Origin of the sequence: Blautia coccoides (assembly GCF_034355335.1) — a bacterium.
GTDB classification, from domain to species: Bacteria; Bacillota; Clostridia; order Lachnospirales; family Lachnospiraceae; genus Blautia; species Blautia producta.
The window spans coordinates 3,308,168-3,326,394 of the sequence record NZ_CP136422.1; the positions used below are offsets into that span (position 1 = coordinate 3,308,168).

Here is an 18,227-nt window from a genome sequence, read left to right on the forward strand (position 1 = left end):
GATATGTACGATCAATGTCAATATCCAGTCCGTTTTCCGCCCCGGCAGGACATACATTGCAAAATCTGTAATCTCTACAGCAACATCATACACGATTTTTGTTGTATCTACATAAGTGTCATTCGCAAATACCGGAGAATAATGCCCCAGACATCTATGGCTTTTATACTAATCTCGTATTCTGCTAAGACTGTTGCATATGTGTTCCTTAAGAAACGCCACTGCATATCTTCAAATCCGCATGACTTAAGAAGCCGTTTAAAAGCAGGTCCTGCGAAGCTCCTATGGTACGACCCCGTTTTCCCGGCAGAATAGATATCCCAAATCAAGAAAATCCGAGAAATTACTGCGCAGTTCTTCATCAAAAAAAATATTAGTACAATAGTATCCTGTTATCATTTTCTCACCTCATCAAACTGGATTTTATTTCTTTTCCAGTTCGTCTAACATTTTGCGATTATCACTTCCAGTTGGCACATAACTGTTTATGTACTGGCATGGGTACTCATTACATTCTGCACAATGAGAAATGCTTTTGTGCATACCGCACTTTCTCATAAGACATTCTTTACACATCTTCTCATTTACTCCAACTACTGAGTGACACCCCGTACAATTCATATCTTCTTTTACAAACTCAAATGTGTCTGTAGAATATTCGATTGCTAATTTCTCTTTTAGTTCTTCATTATTCGTCTTGGTTGCAATGTATACAGGACATTGCGAACACACCAAACCACAAAATGCAATACTCTTTTCCATACTTTCTCCTTTCAAAACTGCGATTTTTTCAGTTTGGCAAACTGGAATTTGACGCACTGTAGATTATCCTCATTTTACATACTACATCTGAAATGCCGTTATCCAAAAACATATTCCGGCTATAAGTGAAAGCGGAGTCATCACATATTTTTCTTTCCTACTTTTTGAAATAATGTTCATAATAGTATTCAAAGATAGGTAAGCGGCAAAGAAGAAACAAATATATTTAGTAACCTTAAAAGACAACCATAAGGAAATAAACCCTCCGGCTTGCAAAACAATTATCATTGCAAAAATTTGGACAGCAAACGAAATGACTGCCATAACTCTAAATTTCTTAGGTAAGATTTTATGTTGTCCACCCATTGTAAATTCGCCCAAAGGCAAACCGCAAGCAACAAGAACTGTCATAGTTGCTATAACTCCAAATAATACTGCACCTAATATTGAAATCATAAATCAATATTCTCCCTTCGCAAAATACAAAAAATTTCAATTACAAATTCAAATTTCTCTCTCGGATAAACTGGAATTTGAAGATATTGTTATCACTTCAAAGGATATAACTTAAGCTTACTAATTTTAGTTTTGAACTTATACAAATCATTATTTTTAAATCGTTGTCCATGTGCTGGGTAAATATAATCTACATTTTCATCCAACAATACTTTCCATGAATTTTCAAATTCTTTTTTATTCTCTACCCATATCGTTATCCTATGTAAACTCGGCAAACCATTCATTGCGGCATCTCCACAAAATATCTGATTTTTCACTTTTAAAGAAATAGAATCTGCTGTATGTCCTGGTGTGAATAATATTTTACCAGATAATAACGTTTCAATTCCAGAAACATTATCTTTTGTTATCTCTATAAATCTTTTTTTATAGGTTTCATCTATTGCAGGAAAAAGATGTTTTCCATTGCCCAATAACTTCATAATGCAACAAAAGAATAATGCAAGCCTACTACTGCAACCACCCTCAAATGAATTTTGTCCTCTTGCCAAAACTGAAAATGCCTTTTCACTAATGATACAAGTAATATTTGGATGTTTATCCAATGCCTCTTTTAGAAAACCGGCATGGTCATCATGGGCGTGTGTTAGAAAAATATATTTAATATTAGCCCAAGAAATTCCTTTTCGTTTCATAGATGAAGTACATTTTGAATAATTATTTTCATAGCCTGTATCAATCATTACAAACCCATCTTTAGTCTGGTAAAGATATGTATTCATGACTCTGTTTCCTGCATTATATATTTTCATACATCTCCTCCAACAAATTATTTGTAGATATATCGGACTTCCCGCAATTCTTTCCCTCCTATATTATCATCCAAAAAATCATCTGTCGGTGTACTACTCAAATTCACCTATTACATTTCCGCTTTGAATAATATGACCTTTTGCCCTTCTTAAAAAAGTTCCTTTCATAGAATTGGCACTTAAATTTAATTCACAATCCAAAGCATAGATAGTAAAGAGGTAGATATGCTTTTTCCCTTTCGGAGGTTTAGGTCCAGCATATTGATGGAAACCATATCCAACCCCTTGAACTGCATTTCCCAACACTTTCTTACCCACTGGAATTCCTTTCTCGATTTTATCAGTTGCGGGAATATTCCAAATAATCCAATGGGTGAATTTTTTTATTGGGTGTGTCAAGTCCTCCAACGTAATAGCTAACGTTTTAGCATTGGGCAACAAATTTTTAATAATAAACTCTGGCGATATGTTTTGTCCACGCCCAGTATATTCAATCGGGATTTTTTTACCCGTTTTCATTCCGGTACACACAAAATCTAATTCCGTCTTTTCCATAACAAAAATTACCTTTCAATTTATTCAGCCCTAAAACTTCAAATTTTCATTACTCTTCGATTTTATTAAAAATGACTGTTTCCTCTTTCATAGATATTTTACCAACTTGATAACCATACTCTATTAATTCTTTTTTATATTTTAAAAATGAATGGTCTATGGCTATCCCTGCAATGTTAGAAATTTCATCAAAAGTCAATTTAATAGATTGGTTTCCATTTTTCTGTACATATTCCCACAAAGAATTGTATTTACTCATTGTTTTGTTCTCCTTTTCAAATTCAAATTTAACAGTCTTCCAATTTCATGATTGCTCTTCTGATTTTGATCCTTAGTATTAAACCAAACCCCCATACAAAACATCCACATATCATTGTTATAATCATTTGGATTGTAGTAACTGCTAATATTTTTGTTAGTGATATTGTAATAATGATTCCAATAAAAATTAGAATTTCAGTTAAAACTCCAAATGTTTCAAGTTGAGATTTAGTTTTTAAAATATTCAATGCAGATTTTTCACCTTTAATGGTTTTTTCATAATCTTTCATCTTCTTTGCATATAGTAACTCTGATATCTGAATATCAAGAGCCTTACATAAAGGTTCATATAACGATAGATCTGGCATTGTTTTGCCATTCTCCCATCTGGAAATAGATTTATCACTAACTCCTAATATTTCTGCAAGTTGTGACTGAGTGAGCCCCTTCTCCTTTCTACAAGTAAATATAAATTCTCCTATTTTCTGTTGATTCATATTCTACATGCCCCTTTCTTTTATGTCTAATCCTATCCATTTTCATCATAAAAGAACAGGACAGAAAGTGAGAGTCGGTGATAAACACTAATTTTCCAGTTTTTCATATATTTTAATTTCATTGAAAAGGAGCTTGCCGCTTCTTCGTGGGTGCGCGGATAAGCATAGTTACATTATAACATGTAACGGAGAGAATGATGGTTGTCGTTAGCCATCTTTTTTTCTTTTTTGGAAAAATATGGGCCAGGTGTAACTCTTACGAGTCGTACCTGGCCCTGTCTGAGACTATCTATTTCCCGACTGTCCCGTTACATTTAAAATCCCACAATTTATTTCCCTTGTAAAATCTTCCACCAATTCTGAATAACTTTTTTCTTCCACATCCACATTATATACAAAATTTCCACAGCCAATGCACACACAGTTACAAGAAGCGGCTGGATCTTTGAAATCTCTAGTAATTGACTGATATCATCCGAGGGTGACGCATTTCCCAAAATGTAAAGAATCGGGACGAAAATCCATGCCAGCAGACTTCCCGCTGAGATAATGGTAATATAAAATACAAATATATGATAAAGTTTCCTGCCGCTGTCTTTTTTGTAAAAGAACAGAAAACAAATGGAAACTAACAGTGGCAGCAACACACCTGCCAAATACAAAAGGGAATGGGTCAATATCGTATAGTTTCCGCCCACCGACGTGGAAAAAGCCCCTACAATGCTAAACCCAGTTACCTTAGCCCCGCAAAAAATGCTGACCAAAGCATGGCCTGCTTCATGCAAAAAAATGTAAATGGGAACTACCACAATCGCAACGGCAATGGAAATTGCTACATTTGCTACTTTCTGATCCTTCTCGTTCATAAAAGCCCTTCCATAATCTCTTTTCTTCAAGTATACTAAATGTAATTCACTTTGTAAATCAACGAAAAATCATGAGTGATAACTATGTATACAGCATCATCGACCCGTTACCAATCTATGCGCTACTTCCGCTGCGACGACAGCGGCCTTCGGCTGCCGGCAGTCTCTTTAGGATTTTGGCATAATTTTGGAGATACGGCTCCTTACGAAAAAATGAAACAGCTCTGTCTCACAGCCTTCGACCGCGAAATCACCCACTTTGATTTAGCAAATAATTACGGACCCACTCCGGGTAGTGCAGAAAAGAACTTGGGTCTCATTCATAAAGAGCATCTCACGCTTACCGGGATGAGCTGGTTATCAGCACCAAAGCTGGCTACGATATGTGGGATGGCCCTTTTCGTCTAAGAAGGCGAAACTGCAAACTACGTTTCGTTCGTACTTCCAATTTCAAGTAGATTGCCTTCCGGGTCGGCAACATAAAAGTTACGGATGCCAAAAGGATAGGTGATGGGTTCTCCAGTGGGAAAGCGCAGTCCTAACTTTGATAGCCGCTCATATTCCTCATCCACATCAGCAAAACTCGGTAGCCACAAGGCAATTTCAAATGATTGGTTAATTCCCTTTGGCGGAACATAACTCTCTCCAATAGCCTTTACGAATTGCTCTCTGCTGTACATGAATAAAGACAGCGAACCGCTTGCTGTTTCAAACTCCGCGAAATCCCCGCCATCCCATTGTGTAGAAAAACCCAATATATCTCTGTAAAATCGAACCATACTATCCATATCTCCGACTAATAGACTCGCACCTATCCTTACATTACGTCCGTTCAATATCATCATCTCCTTTGTTTTTGGTCGCCTTTTCCACCTAAGGTGTATTTGTTTCCATTCTAAAGCTACGTCTCATAAAAGTCAAATTTAGAGCGGCATAGTTAAAAATTGTCACTTGTTTCTACAAACCTTTATAACGCTTTAGTAAATATGTTGGCATTTTGGCGGTAAAATATAAAAGCTTGAAAATCAGTGTTGGACTACCTGTTCGCGTATCAGAAGGATTCATAAGATCGGATTACTTTATGCGAGGAGCACTCTTAACATGTCTGCCTACTGTCAGCCGCACGGTGCAGCCTGCACCAGGAGCAGAATCAACGGTCACGCCACAGCCCGGCCCATATATGAGCTTTAAGCGGCTGTCCACGTTTTGCAGACCCACGCCGCTTTTCTTGGGCGACTCTTTCGCAGGCAGCGCCGCGGGGTCGAAGCCCACACCGTTATCCGCCACAGTAAAGAGCAGCTGTTCCCCATCCTCTTCCACTGTCACGGTGATCCGTCCAGGGACGTTCATCGGCTTGATGCCGTGGTAAATGCTGTTCTCCACAAGGGGCTGGAGGATGATCTTGGGCACCGTGTAATCCAGCAGCTCCTCCGGGGCAGAAATTTTATAACTGAGTTTCCCCTCATACCGTTCTTTTTGAATATACAAGTACTGCCGCACATGCTCCAGCTCATCAGCCACGGTGACCAGTTCCCGCCCCCCGCCAAGGGACAACCGAAAGAAAGCGGCCAGGGATTTGGTGAGAGCGATCACTTTTTTGCTGTCGCCAAATTCAGCCATCCAAACGATAGTGTCCAGGGTGTTGTAGAGAAAATGAGGATTGATCTGGCTCACCAGTACACTAAGCTCCGCCTGGCGCAGCGTCTTTTCCTTGTCAGAGACCTCTTCCATCAGCTCCAGCACGCGGCGGATCATCCGGTTGTAATTTCCGGCCAGCAGCTCCACTTCGGTAAAGCCATACTTTTGCACACTGATCTCCGCCAGTCTTTCAATCTCGTTCATACCCTGTTCCAGATCGGCCATAGGTGCTGCCAGCCGACGGGTGAAGAGAAAGCCAAACAGCAGTACCATCCCGAAGAGTATGCCACCGGTCAGCAGCACCGCTTCAAAAAGCTGCTGCTTCAGCATGTACAGGGTATCCAAAGACACTACGCCCACCATTGTCCAGCCAGCGTTCTCGATTTTTGTCTGATAAGTGAGCAGGTTCTGCTTTTTGTCGTAGCCATCCCCTTCTGCCAAAATTGTCCGCAGTAACTTCTGCTTGTTTGGTTCGGAAAAATAACTGGTGTCCTTGTGGTAAACCGGCTCGCCTTTGTCGTTCAAGAGGAATACATAGCCTCCCGTTCCCAGATCCAGGCTGCTTAGATGGTCCTCGACAACGCTGTATGGCATATCCATCAGCAGGACGCCCAGATTTTCACCGGCAGCATCGATGATCTCTGTACTGATGGAAATTACCCAGTTATCCTTATCAGAGGAAAAACTCTGCATCCGGGCACCAGTAAGAACGGGCATGGTATTGTGGATGGATTCCATATACCAGTCCTCCTTCATCATATCCTCTGAAACTGACATATCGAGGCCTCTTCATTTGAAAGGATTCGTCCGTCTTTGGAAACCACGACGACGGATTTTATGGCACTGTCGTTTTCAAGCAGCACATTAATACGGGACAGAAGCCCATCCCGCAGGCTCTCATCATTCCCGGAAAGGTATTGCCTGAGGGTGGGGTCACTTGCGAAAACATTGGACTCCCCTTTCACATGGGCGATGTATGTGGAGAGGTTGGTTCCGCTCAGTTCCATCAACTCGTGCGTTTTGGACACGGTCTCATCCATCAGCAGATTGGCTGCAAAAAAATAGATCGCTCCACTGAGAACTAGGATTACCGCCAGCCCCGTACCCAGGAAGAACAGAGGAAGCTGCACGCCGAACCGTCGGAACCATCTCCGTAAGCTATACTTTTATGTCGCCCTTACTGAAGAAGAGGCTGCCGCCATGATAGCCGGGTTATAAACCATCCTTCCAAAGCTCCGGATCATAAGAACGCGACCAGCCTCTAGCTGCAATTTCTCATATGGCATGGGGAACGCATAGTCCTCACTGTCGATGGTAATGGCCACATTCATTTTTTCGGCCCTGCCGTCTGGCTCCTCCGATCTGCTCATCACCGGGGTATCACTCTGCCCGTCGGTACCCTGCCCACCAGCGCCGGGAGTATCTGCACAGCCCACGCAGGTGAATACAGCCACCGCTAAAAACGTCAATACGATCAACTTGTCTTTTTTTATCTTTACTACATCAATCATCCTACATTTTGAATTTTGCGATTAACTCCTCCAGAAGGACCGCCTGGGCGGAAAGTTCTTCGCTGGCAGCTGCACTTTCCTCTGCGGTCGCGGAATTCCCCTGTGTAACATTAGAAATCTGAGAAATTGCCCGTGTGATATGTGCAACAGAATCTGCCTGCTCACTGGAAGCTTTGGTAATTTCCGCAAGTGCATCTGCGACTTCCCCAGCCCCTTCTTTGACATTCTGAAGAGACATGGCTGTTTCGTCCGCTATCTGTACACCGTTTTCCACGATATCCAGAGAACTGTCAATCAGCGCGCCTGTAGTTTTTGCCGCCTCAGAACTTTTGGCAGCCAGATTTCTGACCTCTCCGGCCACTACGGAGAATCCTTTTCCTGCATCGCCCGCCCTGGCAGCTTCAACAGCGGCATTTAGGGAAAGAATATTCGTCTGGAAAGCGATATCTTCAATGACTTTCAGGATGCTTCCTATCTTGTGTGAACTCTCCTGTATCTCCTTCATTGCTTTGAGCATCTCATGCATCCGGCGGTCACTCTCCACAGCTTCCATTCCAACAGCGGCGGCCTTTTCGTTGGCGGTATCCGAATGATCGGCATTTGAGTTGACCTTACGGGATATCTCATGTATACTTGCTGCGAGTTCTTCCACCGTCCCAGCCTGTTCAGAAGCACCCTGGGCAAGTGACTGAGCACCCTCGGATACCTGTTCGGAACCAACCGAAACCTGTTCGGCCGCTCCCTTGATCTGTTTCAGAGTCGTATTCAAAGATTCAATAATCTGCTCGAGGGCATTTCTGATATCCTGAAAATCTCCGACATAATTCCCCTTCACAGCAACCTCCAGATTTCCGCGTGAAATCTCCCCGAGTATGTATGAAATATCCTGAATCATCTCTTTTAATGAACGGATTGCAGACCTTGTACTGTCCGCCAGGAGTCCGATCTCATCATTTCGCATGGTCTTAAGCTCTACATTCAGATTGCCCCTGGCAAACTCCTGCATTCCTCCACTGATCTCTGATAAAGGTTTTGTAACCCTCCGGATAATGGTAATGATGATAAACACCAGCAGTGCAAGCACTACAATGGCCAGAACAGCAAGAATAGATATGAGGTGGTTGCGTGTGGCATTCATCTCGGAAACCGGCAGCGTGGCAATAGCCAGCCAGTCAGTTGTCTCACTGTCTCTGAATACAGAGGTGTACTGGTTACCCTGGTAAGTGAAATGATAGTTACCATTATAGTTATCTTTTACCTTTTGTTTATATTCATCCGTGATATCAAGCTCGTCTACATTTTTATTTACAGCTAATGGGTCATTGCTGTATACATATACATTATTATTGGAAATCAGTTCCATATATCCATGTTCCCCCACATGGATACCGGATATCAATTCGCTCAGGCTGTCAAGTGTTACATCCAGACCCATGAAGCCAGCTATTTCAGAATCGTAATATACAGGTGTTACGATCGTAACAACGTTTTTCCCTGTTATTCCGTCAACATAAGGGTTGGAGATTGCCGTTTTCCTTTCCGCCAGGGCCAGATGATACCATTCCAGGTCATCTAAACCGGCCTTTCCGTATTCGCCGGAAGGGATAACGTAACAGTCTGTTCTTTCATCGGCAATCCATGCCTGGAGCACCTGCTCGTCCTCAGTTGCCGCCATAATATTGTTCAATTCCTGTGTGACATCACTTAGATATTCATAGTTTCCGATATCATCGGGGGTTGCAACGGCATGAAAATATTTGCCAAAGATACTGTCATTTTCATAAAGGCTGACTATGGCAATCTTTCCGCTGAAAAAATCATCGACAACAGAAACGGCATAATCAGTCTGTGCATCTATCAGCTGAGTATTTAAGCCCGATATGGAGCCTGAAGCCATAAAGCCGGCAATGGTGATCATACCAATCAGTGCCGGCACAAGAACAGCAAGCAGACTCCAGCTAATCTTCCGGCTGATGCTGCTATGTTTCCCGGCTGTTTTCTTCGCAGGTATTTTTGTTGGCTCTTTGTAACTGGACATATTTATGAACCTCTTCTTCTTTTTTTGTATAGTGTGCGTACTTATTTTACCAGGGAACCATATTCCACGGTTCCGTTCTCCCATATGTCAGTGATACAGTATACATGTCCGGCACGGGCCTCTTTCATCACGAATCCTTCACTGTTTTTTGTAATAGTTACTCTTCCACTTCCGGGAACCTCGTCGCCGTCCTGATAGGTATCCATAAGTCCGGACGGCCATCTTTCGGTCGTGATACTCACCAGCTCTGCTGAAAAACATAAGGTCAATCGATTCATTATAACATTTTATATCCAACAGGCAAAGACCTTACAGCAGTTTTCTTTTGCATTTTAAACCTGCACTTTTGTAATATGAGTATTATACTTTACTGGCTGGAAATTTATATAAGAAAAGTCGGACAGGATTTATTAAATACGCTCTAATACTCACAAAGAAAGCCGTCAAATCACATAACATTTCTAGCAGCAGTCCCCATCTCAATTTGAGAATTTTCAAAAATATATTTCCGTCTTTCTCTGCACAGTTGACGATTATTTTTTATGTACGTGCAAAATTCATTTTGATCCAGAAAATCCAAGTTCTCCAGTGTCCAGCGCTATCTTAGCTGCCTTTTTGGCATGGATAAGGGTGGTGTCGTAAACAGGAAGTGAAGAATCCGATTGATGAATAAGAAGCCCAATCTCAGTACAGCCAAGAATCACACCATTTGCGCCTTTTTTCTTTAGGCATTCAATTACTTTCTCAAATTTTATACGCGACTCTTCCTTTATTTTCCCTAAACAGAGTTCTTGGAAGATAATATCATTAATAACATCAATATCAGTATCATCTGGGATAACAACATCTATCCCCCTATCAATCAGCCTCTTCTTATAAAAATCCTGCGTCATCGTGTACTTTGTACCAAGTAATCCAACCTTCTCAATTTGATTTTTTTGAAGTTCATCCGCTGTGGCATCTGCGATATGAATAATAGGGACATGGATCATTGAGGCAATTTGTGGCACTACCTTATGCATCGTATTGGTACAAATCAGAATGAAGTCCACTCCAGCAATTTCTAAACTCTGTGCGGCCCTTCCAAGAATATCACCGCTTTTTTCCCAGTCCCCGCTTGACTGACATTTTTCTATTTCATCGAATTCTACGCTGTAAAGAATAATCTTGGCCGAATGAAGACCGCCAAGTCTCTTTTTAACTTCTTCGTTGATAATCCGGTAATATGGAACAGTGCTTTCCCAACTCATTCCGCCAATCAATCCAATCGTTTTCATATTTTAATTTCTCCCAATTTTTATTTTGAAATCTAATTAGAACTTCAGATTTTTCAGTTTGAAAAAACTGGAATTTAACCTTCATTATTTTGCTTTAAAAATGAATTTTGATATCCCAAATTATATGGGCAAATATCTCTACATTTATGACACGAAATTTCCCAAACTTTTTCTTCTTCATTATCTCCAAAAGCAAACTCCCAACAGGATTGTTGCTTTATTTCCCATTTTTCCAAAGCGTTTACAGGGCAAATTTCCACACACAAATTACAATTATTGCAAAGAGGTTCTTTCATTTCATCAGGCTCAAACCCCTGCTCACATAAAACGGTCCCTAACCAAACCATGCTGCCAAATTCCGGTGTTATCAATAGAGAATGTCTTCCTATCGTCCCTAATCCTGCCGCCTGAGCGGCATGTTTTTGAGAAACAATAGAACGGTATCTGCCAGTATTTTTGTCCCATTGATCTTCATTTGTCGGTATAGGAACACATACAATCTGATTCTTTTCCATTTCAATACAGAAATCAAGCGCTATCGCATCCATTTTGGGCGTAATAGAATTTCGCACCCTTGTATATGGAATAGCAGATTTACAAATTAGTGTTCCAATTGGAAATCTGCACCCAAAAGATATTACCGATTCGCATGTGGGTAAAACATCTAACGGATGATAACCCTTCGGCGCATCACCAAATCTGTCTATACTTGCTATGCCACATAAATCTGCACCTAGTGAAAACATTATTTCCTTTACTTTTTCACGTGTAATCATATACTATTACCTCTTTCACAACTTCAAAGTTAACTTCGTTCATATACTAAATCCATAATTCCATTATAACATTTTGTTTGAATCAATTTTAACTTTATTTCTTTTTCCAACATATCAAAAAGATGGATGCCTGTTCCTAAAATATCAAGATCAATCCCTATCATACGCAGCCCCTCTCTGCGGATGTTGATTGACGCATTCATGTCGCTGTCCATCCGATTCCCACAGCTCCAGTTGTAGATCCGTTCTCCCAGCTCCAGACTGGAATAGAGACAGGCAATTATCTCTATTTTGTTCTGAAGTGTAACGCGGTTTAAGATGCCGGCGGATACTGCTCCTACTAACCGCTCCTGCTAAAATTCTTTATTAAAATTATAACGTATCCTATGACTTAATACAATCTAAATCCCACTTTGTGACAGGGCCGTTTCGCAATGCCTACTCTTCACAAGAATTCCATATTTTTGTCTGAGCATATCATTTTTATTAATAATAGAACGCCTGATGGCCGGGGTTCTTTTTGTTGATTATCCTTGTGTTCCTTGGTACAATAAGAACAAATATGACAGCAGCGTGAGGATATAGATATATGCATGAGAGAATAAAAGGAAGTTTCCGTTATTTTGTGATAACAGCCGTTTGCTTATTTCTTATCCTGGGGTGCCTGGTTTTATATGCGGGTGTTCAGGAAGCAAACCTTAAAAAAGCGGAGGCAGTACGTGAGACAAAAATATATGCAGAGAGGATAGAAGCACTCTTAAATTCCTTGTTCCACAAAACAGACATCCTGGAATCTATTATTATCACCAGCAATGGAGAGGTTCCGGAAGAAACGTTCCGTGACCTGGCAAAGTCCATGATAGACAGTCCCGGCATAAGGGCTGTCCAATACCTGCCGGGAGGGGTTGTGCGCTACTGCTATCCCTTGGAGGGCAATGAGGAAGTGATTGGGGATAACATCTTTCAGAATCCCAGCCGTAAAAGGGACGCACGCCTGGCCGTTGACACCAAGGAGATCGCTTTGTCAGGGCCATATGATCTAGACCAGGGCGGCTTTGGACTGGTGGCCAGAAATCCCATTTTCCTGACTAACAAAGAGGGGGAGGAATCTTTTTGGGGATTCTCTGTCATTATCCTGGACTTGCCGGATGCCATCGGAGATATCCATCTGGAGGAATTAAGACAGTCCGGCTATGAATACAGCCTTCATTGTATGGTGGATGATCAGCCGGTAGTAGTTACCCAATCCACGGATTTCACAGGACAGTGGACCATCGATAATAGTATCCGTGTCCCCAACCATATATGGACACTGACCCTGCAGTCCAAAACGGGATGGCTCCCATGGAGAGAAATGACGGTGAAAGCCGTAATCATCCTGCTGCTAAGCCTCCTGTGCGGAGAATTGGTTTATATGAACAAGAAGAAACAGGACCAGATCCACCGCATGGCAGTCACAGACGAACTGACGGGCACCTACAACAGAAGATGGCTGAAGCAGTATCTGGAAAAATCATGCATGAAGAGGACCCAGCCTTTCATGCTCTTATATATGGATTTAAACGGCTTTAAAAAGATAAATGATGTTCTGGGGCATGGATACGGCGACCAGCTTCTAGTGGAAGTGGCACGGCGTTTAGAAGAATTTCTGGGTCCCTCCGATATCTTGTCCAGGATAGGAGGAGATGAATTCGTCATGATCCTCAAACTGGATGCTGACAACAAGGCAAGACAGGAGGTTGATAAAAAGATACACAAGGTTATCAGCGAGCCTTATAACCTGAGTGGAGATGCCACAGAGGAATCCGTAGGCATTAGCGTAGGAATCGCATTCTTCCCTGAAGACGGAACTGATCATGAGCATTTGATGAAGATTGCAGATGAACGAATGTATATGGATAAACAGAAAAGTGCGGCATCTAATGATTAGCATACAGCTTAAAACGACTCACTCTGTTTTTTAGAAGCTGAGACTGCCCGTAGAGTTCCTCAGATACAGCGGCTGACTCCTCCGCAGTGGCGGAGTTTGTCTGTACTACATCGGATATCTGGTATATGCATGAGGATACCATCTCTGTCACGGCAGCCTGTTTTTTTGATGCATGTCTGTGTAAGGCCTTTTTGTAATTTATGGAAATTTTTAATGATTGCATCACTATTCTTTCCAAATAATTTTTCCAGTAGAAATAGTGGATGATTCCCATCATTCATCATAGATAATACTCAATCCGTTCCTCCTCTTTCATTCCAAAAGCATCAAACACCTTATCTCGCACCGCAAGGAAATCATCAGAGGTCCTGTCTCTATGTTTTCCAAGGGGAACAGGTATGATCGTTTTGATCTTCCCGGGATTTGGTGTCATGACAACAATCCGGTCTGCCAGTGCCACGGCCTCCTCGATATCATGTGTCACGAAGATAACTGTGATCTTCTCTTTTTCCGCAATTCTATGAATGTCATCCTGCATCTGCAGCCTGGTGATGGCATCCAATGCAGCAAATGGTTCATCCATGAACAGGATCCGCGGTTTTACTGCCAGCGCCCTGGCAATGGATACCCTCTGCTGCATCCCGCCGGAGAGCTGCCATGGCTTAAATTTCTTAAACCGTTCCAAACCGACCAGTTTCAGATAGCTATCCGTCCGCTCTTTTGCTTCCTGCTTTTTATATTTTTTTGCAAGCAGCCCCATCATGACATTTTTCTCCACACTCTTCCAGGGCAAAAGTCCATAATGCTGAAAAACAGTCACATGATCCGGGGAGGGGTTTTCTACTTTCTTTCCATCAATGAGGATACTTCCAGAATCTATCCGTTCAAATCCTGCAGCGGCGTTTAAAAGCGTGGTCTTTCCACAGCCGCTTGGTCCCAAAAGACAGATAAATTCCCCCTTTTCTACGGAAAGCGACACGTGCTCAAGCGCCCGGAATTCCGATTCCTCCTGAATGTATTTTTTAGAAACCTCATTTACCTCGATCAGTCCCATATCAGTCCCTTCCCCCTTCCGTCGTTCCAAATCCCCATAACCTTTTTGCCTGGTCCTCTCCGCAGCGAATCAATAGATCCAGAACCAACCCCAACAGCCCGATCACCAGTATCGCCGCCATCAGCAGATCTGTTTCCAGGCTGTTCCTGGCATCCGTAACCAGATAGCCAAGGCCTGACTGTGCCCCCGCCATCTCTCCCGCCACTAAAAAGATCCAGGCGGTTCCCAGAGCCAGATGGAGGCCGGATGCAATCTGCGGAAAGGAGGCGGGGAAGATAATTCCAAAAAGTGTCTTCGCTTTCCCAAGTCCAAAATTGCTCGCTATCTTTTTATATACCGGATCCAGCTTGTTTACCGCACTGACTGTTGTGAGCAAAACCGGGAAAAACGCTGCCAGGAAGATGATCACAATGGCAGGGATATCCCCTGTCCCAGCCCACAGGACGATAAAGGGGAGCCATGCAACCGGTGATATGGGGCGTAATATCTGGATCACAGGATTCATATAGTTCCAAATGCAGGGCATCCATCCCATGATAAGTCCCAGCAGAACTGCCAGTATGGAAGCTAAGGTATATCCAATTAAAAACCGATACATGCTGGCTCCAATATCCAACAGAAGCTTCCCGGAAAATGCCCTCTCTGCCAACGCTTCATATACATCCGCAGGCCCCGGGAACAGGCTTTTGGGAAATACTCCTGTTGCTGCCAGAACCTGCCATAAAAGGAGCAGCACAGCAAAAGGAACTACAAATGTCTTGATCTTCTTCATGCTTTACCTCCGTCTCTTTATTCCTGCTTTTTTACAAATTCGTCATAGGAAGGGGTATCCTGGCTCAAGCCAAAAGCCTCTGCCTTTTCACACAGTTCCTCATACGCATCCCTGCTCACGGATAAGTTCTGAAACGAGATCCACGCTAAGGACTGGCGGCTGATATCAGGTTCCTGCTCCAGATACTTTTCAGCAATCCTTTCCGCGTCTTCCTCACTTAGAGTATCACCGGCTTTTCCATAAGATTTTTCAAACTGGTTTACTGCCTCCTGCTTATCCTGTACCGCGTTTTGGTTCCATACGATGCCGCAGCAGATGGAGTTTTCCCACAGTTCACCGGATTCGGCAAAGACGGTCCCGATCCCAGAGCTGACCGCCTTTGCGCCAAAGGGTTCTGCCACACAGTATCCGTCAATCTGTCCGCTTCTTAGCGCAGGCGGCATCTCCGCAGGCGCCATTTCCAGAATGGTCACCTCGTCTGTAGAGATGCTATATTTCTTCAGCAGCTCCTGAAGCAGGATATTATGGGAAGACTGCTCATTTGGTATGGCGAAGGTCTTACCGCGAAGCTGGCTGCCCTCTGTGATCTGCGGATCTGTGATGATCACATTTCCGTCCCGGTGCCCAAGAGCTGACAGTTCCAGGGGAATCCCCTGTTCCCTTGCCTTCATTGCCAGTTCCACCAGAACCGATGCACCATCCACCCTGCCAGTATTGAGTGCATCCATCAGCTCTCCCCAGCCGCCATACCGTACAAGCTGCACCGCTGTCCCTTTCTCCTCCTCCAGAAGTTCCTTTGCCTTAAATAAGGGCACTGCATGGGTGATCGGCAGATATGCGATTTTTATGACTTTCTCCTGAGTATCTGCCCTGCCTGAAATGCCGGATGCCTGTATCTCGACATACTTATAGTAGACTGCACTGGAAACCAGCAGTGCCAGCGTAAGCCATGCAGCAAATGCTTTTATTCTTTTCATCCCTGCCTCCTTTATGGCTGTACCCAGCCCAATGTCCTGCGCTTCTCCTTCAGATCTCTCACGATCCGTTCTGCCAAAGCGATGTGATCTACATCTACCACCATTTCCGAACCCAAAAGCTCTTTTGTCCCATGCGCCATAAACTCTGTCACCTTTTCGGAACCCTGGGTAGGGGCATAGACACTGTGGTAAGAATTCATACCCAGAAGCCGGAAGGCCAGTGCCGCGCACAGCCCTTTCTCATTGGACCATTCCGGACTGATAAATGCGTATGGCAGTTCTTTAATGGCGTGGCCGCTTTTTGCTGCCACTCCTGCAAACAAAGCTGAAGCGCGGGCATTATCCAGACACTCCCCCATCTGCCAGACAGGAGGGACATCCCGTAAAAATCCTCTCAGTTTCTCTCCTGTCTGCTCCAGAGCCTTCACAGAGCAATACCCCAGTTTCATCAACGGAAACGAGGCACAGCCGTTAGTCATGATCAAGATGTTGTTCTTCAGCAGGATCTCTGCCGTCTCGGCAACTGCCTTCTCATATACAAGCCTTGGGTTGCTGCATCCTACCAGGTTCACGATGCCAAGGATCTTTCCTTCCCTCATGGCATCTGCAATGGCCTCAAGCCCCCCGAAATGCTCTGCTGCAAATTCTGCGGAGAACCCCGTCTCTGCCTCCACTTCATATTTCGGGATAAAGACCGGGACCTCCCTGCGGTCCTGAAAGCTCTCTATCCCTCGCTCCACGATCTTGACTGCCAGATCATGGATCTCATGGAGATTCGAGTGATGGTGGTCAAAGGCATAGTGCTCCGCCCCGGGCAGACGCGCTGAGTCGCTTGTGGTAACCACCGTGGTCTTAAAGCACTTTGCCACGTCCATGATCGAAGGGAATACATCCTGTACATCTGCCACCCACAGATCCAGCGCCCCTGTGCCCAGCACCAGTTCAGAGCCCACTGCATTGGAAAGCGGTATGACTCCGCCGTACCGGTACATAGCGGAAAGTCCGGAACAGCAGATCCCATAGAACTGTATCCCCTCTGCCCCTGCTTCTTTCGCCTTCTTCTGGTACTTCTCAGACTGCCCGGTGCGCACGATCTCGCTGACCAGCAGAGGGGAATGCCCGTGGACTGCAATGTTCACAAAGCCCTTTTTCAAAGCCCCCAGATTCATTTTGGAACGGCTCCTCTGGGGCAGCCCATAGAGACTGTCCATCGCAATGGAGCTCCCCAGGCAGCTGGTCCAGGCAAACGCCACGCCGGTCCTTAAAAACTGTTTCATCAGGTTCCTCCAGTCACCGTCTGTCCCTGTGCTGGTCCTGTGCAGGCTCTCGAACACTTCATGGTAAACGCTGATCGGCAGGATATCTAACGCTGCCCATACCTCCTGTCTTTCCTTCGGCGCAAATGCAGCCAGTGTACGGTGAGGGTCGGGAACGGTCCGGGAAAGATCCTCCAGCAAAATGTCCGCTACCTCCACGGCCAGCTCCCTGATCGTTTTACCCTGCGTCTGAAGGCCATAAATTTCTGAGACTGCCCTTATTTTCTGTTCTCCTTCAATAGGCAAATCGAGCGTGCCTTCCCCTGCCCTTTTCAAAGCCAGCATACTTTCACGTCCCCTTGCTCCGTGGGCTGCGGCCCCAGCTGCCAGTGCCCGAAGCAGATTTCTGGCAACAATAATATCCGCATCTGCGCCGCAGACACCGCGTGGGCATTTTTTTGTGATCCTACACGGCCCCATATAGCAGTTTTTGCAGCACACTCCGGCAATCCCGAAAGAACACTGGGGCTGCTGTCTGTCAAACCGGTCAAAGACCGTCTCCACTCCCATCTCCTGCATATGCAAAAGCATCTCCCTTACTGCCGGGTCTGGCGTCTGCTCCAGTACCTTCTCTTTATTGGAGAACGTCTTCCGGTACGCATTTACCGCTTCCGTATAATCATGGAAGCCGTCCATGCCTCCGTGATGATGACCGTGGTGGTGATGTTCCTGATGTGTATGTTCATCTGTTCCAACTGTATGATCTTCCATTCTTATCCTCCTTCA

Annotated in this window: 21 protein-coding genes and 2 pseudogenes; 2 read left to right on the forward strand and 21 right to left on the reverse strand. The window is 44.0% G+C overall.

What is annotated here, in order from left to right; all coding sequences use genetic code 11:
• Positions 1–423 precede the first annotated feature (423 nt).
• The 7 genes from BLCOC_RS14765 to BLCOC_RS14795 all read right to left on the reverse strand — a co-directional run bounded on the left by BLCOC_RS14765 (position 424) and on the right by BLCOC_RS14795 (position 4,212).
• The gene (locus tag BLCOC_RS14765; RefSeq protein ID WP_115622603.1) at positions 424–762 is read right to left on the reverse strand and encodes a DUF3795 domain-containing protein; all 339 of its coding nucleotides are present in this window, start codon (positions 760–762) and stop codon (positions 424–426) included.
• 81 nt (positions 763–843) lie between these two features.
• Positions 844–1,218: a hypothetical protein gene (locus tag BLCOC_RS14770; RefSeq protein WP_115622604.1), complete on the reverse strand. Its 375-nt coding sequence runs from the start codon at positions 1,216–1,218 to the stop codon at positions 844–846.
• A gap of 92 nt (positions 1,219–1,310) precedes the next feature.
• The gene (locus tag BLCOC_RS14775) at positions 1,311–2,033 is read right to left on the reverse strand and encodes an MBL fold metallo-hydrolase (protein WP_115622605.1); all 723 of its coding nucleotides are present in this window, start codon (positions 2,031–2,033) and stop codon (positions 1,311–1,313) included.
• 93 nt (positions 2,034–2,126) lie between these two features.
• Positions 2,127–2,588 (reverse strand): YbhB/YbcL family Raf kinase inhibitor-like protein, encoded by a 462-nt coding sequence (locus BLCOC_RS14780; RefSeq protein ID WP_115622606.1) that lies wholly within the window; start codon positions 2,586–2,588, stop codon positions 2,127–2,129.
• 49 nt (positions 2,589–2,637) lie between these two features.
• Entirely contained in the window at positions 2,638–2,847 is a 210-nt protein-coding gene (locus BLCOC_RS14785) for a hypothetical protein (RefSeq protein WP_029468947.1), read from the reverse strand.
• 28 nt (positions 2,848–2,875) lie between these two features.
• Positions 2,876–3,346 (reverse strand): helix-turn-helix domain-containing protein, encoded by a 471-nt coding sequence (locus BLCOC_RS14790; RefSeq protein WP_115622607.1) that lies wholly within the window; start codon positions 3,344–3,346, stop codon positions 2,876–2,878.
• Positions 3,347–3,675: 329 nt separating this feature from the next.
• Positions 3,676–4,212, reverse strand: a complete 537-nt coding sequence (locus BLCOC_RS14795) for an RIP metalloprotease (RefSeq protein WP_115622608.1) — start codon at positions 4,210–4,212, stop codon at positions 3,676–3,678.
• Between the two features lie 84 nt (positions 4,213–4,296).
• Between BLCOC_RS14795 and BLCOC_RS14800 the strand changes: the two are divergent.
• Positions 4,297–4,613 (forward strand): annotated as a pseudogene (locus tag BLCOC_RS14800) (aldo/keto reductase); the annotation flags it as partial.
• A gap of 24 nt (positions 4,614–4,637) precedes the next feature.
• Here the strand turns inward: BLCOC_RS14800 and BLCOC_RS14805 are convergent.
• The 9 genes from BLCOC_RS14805 to BLCOC_RS14845 form a co-directional block, all read right to left on the reverse strand.
• The gene (locus tag BLCOC_RS14805) at positions 4,638–5,048 is read right to left on the reverse strand and encodes a VOC family protein (RefSeq protein WP_115625406.1); all 411 of its coding nucleotides are present in this window, start codon (positions 5,046–5,048) and stop codon (positions 4,638–4,640) included.
• Positions 5,049–5,286: 238 nt separating this feature from the next.
• A complete protein-coding gene (locus BLCOC_RS14810) occupies positions 5,287–6,627 on the reverse strand; it encodes a cache domain-containing sensor histidine kinase (protein WP_242998956.1) in 1,341 nt (446 codons plus the stop codon).
• Complete coding sequence (locus tag BLCOC_RS14815) at positions 6,606–6,878, reverse strand: hypothetical protein (protein WP_242998957.1); 273 nt, start codon at positions 6,876–6,878, stop codon at positions 6,606–6,608. The genes BLCOC_RS14810 and BLCOC_RS14815 overlap by 22 nt, the downstream gene beginning before the upstream one ends.
• 138 nt (positions 6,879–7,016) lie before the next feature.
• The gene (locus BLCOC_RS14820; RefSeq protein WP_115622609.1) at positions 7,017–7,361 is read right to left on the reverse strand and encodes a hypothetical protein; all 345 of its coding nucleotides are present in this window, start codon (positions 7,359–7,361) and stop codon (positions 7,017–7,019) included.
• Between the two features lies 1 nt (position 7,362).
• Positions 7,363–9,399 carry a methyl-accepting chemotaxis protein gene (locus tag BLCOC_RS14825; protein ID WP_115622610.1) on the reverse strand — a complete coding sequence of 679 codons (2,037 nt, stop codon included), beginning with the start codon at positions 9,397–9,399 and terminating at the stop codon, positions 7,363–7,365.
• Between the two features lie 41 nt (positions 9,400–9,440).
• Complete coding sequence (locus BLCOC_RS14830) at positions 9,441–9,677, reverse strand: hypothetical protein (protein ID WP_131918386.1); 237 nt, start codon at positions 9,675–9,677, stop codon at positions 9,441–9,443.
• A 279-nt stretch (positions 9,678–9,956) separates the two neighbouring features.
• Positions 9,957–10,676, reverse strand: coding sequence for an aspartate/glutamate racemase family protein (locus BLCOC_RS14835; protein ID WP_115622612.1), 720 nt, complete (start codon positions 10,674–10,676; stop codon positions 9,957–9,959).
• Positions 10,677–10,750: 74 nt separating this feature from the next.
• Positions 10,751–11,452: a 4Fe-4S binding protein gene (locus BLCOC_RS14840; protein ID WP_226827863.1), complete on the reverse strand. Its 702-nt coding sequence runs from the start codon at positions 11,450–11,452 to the stop codon at positions 10,751–10,753.
• Between the two features lie 29 nt (positions 11,453–11,481).
• Entirely contained in the window at positions 11,482–11,616 is a 135-nt protein-coding gene (locus BLCOC_RS14845; protein WP_256162599.1) for a hypothetical protein, read from the reverse strand.
• Between the two features lie 425 nt (positions 11,617–12,041).
• Between BLCOC_RS14845 and BLCOC_RS14850 the strand changes: the two genes are divergently transcribed.
• Positions 12,042–13,382: a diguanylate cyclase domain-containing protein gene (locus BLCOC_RS14850; protein WP_029468929.1), complete on the forward strand. Its 1,341-nt coding sequence runs from the start codon at positions 12,042–12,044 to the stop codon at positions 13,380–13,382.
• Here the strand turns inward: BLCOC_RS14850 and BLCOC_RS27780 are convergent.
• The 5 genes and pseudogenes from BLCOC_RS27780 to cooS all read right to left on the reverse strand — a co-directional run.
• Positions 13,372–13,554, reverse strand: a pseudogene (locus BLCOC_RS27780) (methyl-accepting chemotaxis protein); the annotation flags it as partial. The gene BLCOC_RS14850 and the pseudogene BLCOC_RS27780 overlap by 11 nt on opposite strands.
• A gap of 108 nt (positions 13,555–13,662) precedes the next feature.
• Positions 13,663–14,436 carry an ABC transporter ATP-binding protein gene (locus BLCOC_RS14860; protein WP_115622613.1) on the reverse strand — a complete coding sequence of 258 codons (774 nt, stop codon included), beginning with the start codon at positions 14,434–14,436 and terminating at the stop codon, positions 13,663–13,665.
• 1 nt (position 14,437) lies between these two features.
• A complete protein-coding gene (locus BLCOC_RS14865) occupies positions 14,438–15,208 on the reverse strand; it encodes an ABC transporter permease (RefSeq protein WP_115622614.1) in 771 nt (256 codons plus the stop codon).
• Between the two features lie 17 nt (positions 15,209–15,225).
• The gene (locus tag BLCOC_RS14870) at positions 15,226–16,185 is read right to left on the reverse strand and encodes an ABC transporter substrate-binding protein (RefSeq protein WP_115622615.1); all 960 of its coding nucleotides are present in this window, start codon (positions 16,183–16,185) and stop codon (positions 15,226–15,228) included.
• A gap of 11 nt (positions 16,186–16,196) precedes the next feature.
• On the reverse strand, positions 16,197–18,212 hold the full coding sequence (gene cooS, locus BLCOC_RS14875) for an anaerobic carbon-monoxide dehydrogenase catalytic subunit (protein WP_115622616.1): 2,016 nt from the start codon (positions 18,210–18,212) through the stop codon (positions 16,197–16,199).
• Positions 18,213–18,227 lie beyond the last annotated feature (15 nt).

Coding starts and splice junctions, on each gene's coding strand:
- cooS (WP_115622616.1), bottom strand. CDS start 18,212: ATGGAAGATCATACAGTTGGAACAGATGAACATACACATCAGGAACAT.
- BLCOC_RS14845 (WP_256162599.1), bottom strand. CDS start 11,616: ATGATAGGGATTGATCTTGATATTTTAGGAACAGGCATCCATCTTTTT.
- BLCOC_RS14775 (WP_115622605.1), bottom strand. CDS start 2,033: ATGAAAATATATAATGCAGGAAACAGAGTCATGAATACATATCTTTAC.
- BLCOC_RS14820 (WP_115622609.1), bottom strand. CDS start 7,361: ATGATTGATGTAGTAAAGATAAAAAAAGACAAGTTGATCGTATTGACG.
- BLCOC_RS14795 (WP_115622608.1), bottom strand. CDS start 4,212: ATGAACGAGAAGGATCAGAAAGTAGCAAATGTAGCAATTTCCATTGCC.
- BLCOC_RS14810 (WP_242998956.1), bottom strand. CDS start 6,627: ATGTCAGTTTCAGAGGATATGATGAAGGAGGACTGGTATATGGAATCC.
- BLCOC_RS14825 (WP_115622610.1), bottom strand. CDS start 9,399: ATGTCCAGTTACAAAGAGCCAACAAAAATACCTGCGAAGAAAACAGCC.
- BLCOC_RS14765 (WP_115622603.1), bottom strand. CDS start 762: ATGGAAAAGAGTATTGCATTTTGTGGTTTGGTGTGTTCGCAATGTCCT.
- BLCOC_RS14770 (WP_115622604.1), bottom strand. CDS start 1,218: ATGATTTCAATATTAGGTGCAGTATTATTTGGAGTTATAGCAACTATG.
- BLCOC_RS14860 (WP_115622613.1), bottom strand. CDS start 14,436: ATGGGACTGATCGAGGTAAATGAGGTTTCTAAAAAATACATTCAGGAG.
- BLCOC_RS14830 (WP_131918386.1), bottom strand. CDS start 9,677: ATGAATCGATTGACCTTATGTTTTTCAGCAGAGCTGGTGAGTATCACG.
- BLCOC_RS14850 (WP_029468929.1), top strand. CDS start 12,042: ATGCATGAGAGAATAAAAGGAAGTTTCCGTTATTTTGTGATAACAGCC.
- BLCOC_RS14785 (WP_029468947.1), bottom strand. CDS start 2,847: ATGAGTAAATACAATTCTTTGTGGGAATATGTACAGAAAAATGGAAAC.
- BLCOC_RS14840 (WP_226827863.1), bottom strand. CDS start 11,452: ATGATTACACGTGAAAAAGTAAAGGAAATAATGTTTTCACTAGGTGCA.
- BLCOC_RS14870 (WP_115622615.1), bottom strand. CDS start 16,185: ATGAAAAGAATAAAAGCATTTGCTGCATGGCTTACGCTGGCACTGCTG.
- BLCOC_RS14790 (WP_115622607.1), bottom strand. CDS start 3,346: ATGAATCAACAGAAAATAGGAGAATTTATATTTACTTGTAGAAAGGAG.
- BLCOC_RS14780 (WP_115622606.1), bottom strand. CDS start 2,588: ATGGAAAAGACGGAATTAGATTTTGTGTGTACCGGAATGAAAACGGGT.
- BLCOC_RS14865 (WP_115622614.1), bottom strand. CDS start 15,208: ATGAAGAAGATCAAGACATTTGTAGTTCCTTTTGCTGTGCTGCTCCTT.
- BLCOC_RS14835 (WP_115622612.1), bottom strand. CDS start 10,676: ATGAAAACGATTGGATTGATTGGCGGAATGAGTTGGGAAAGCACTGTT.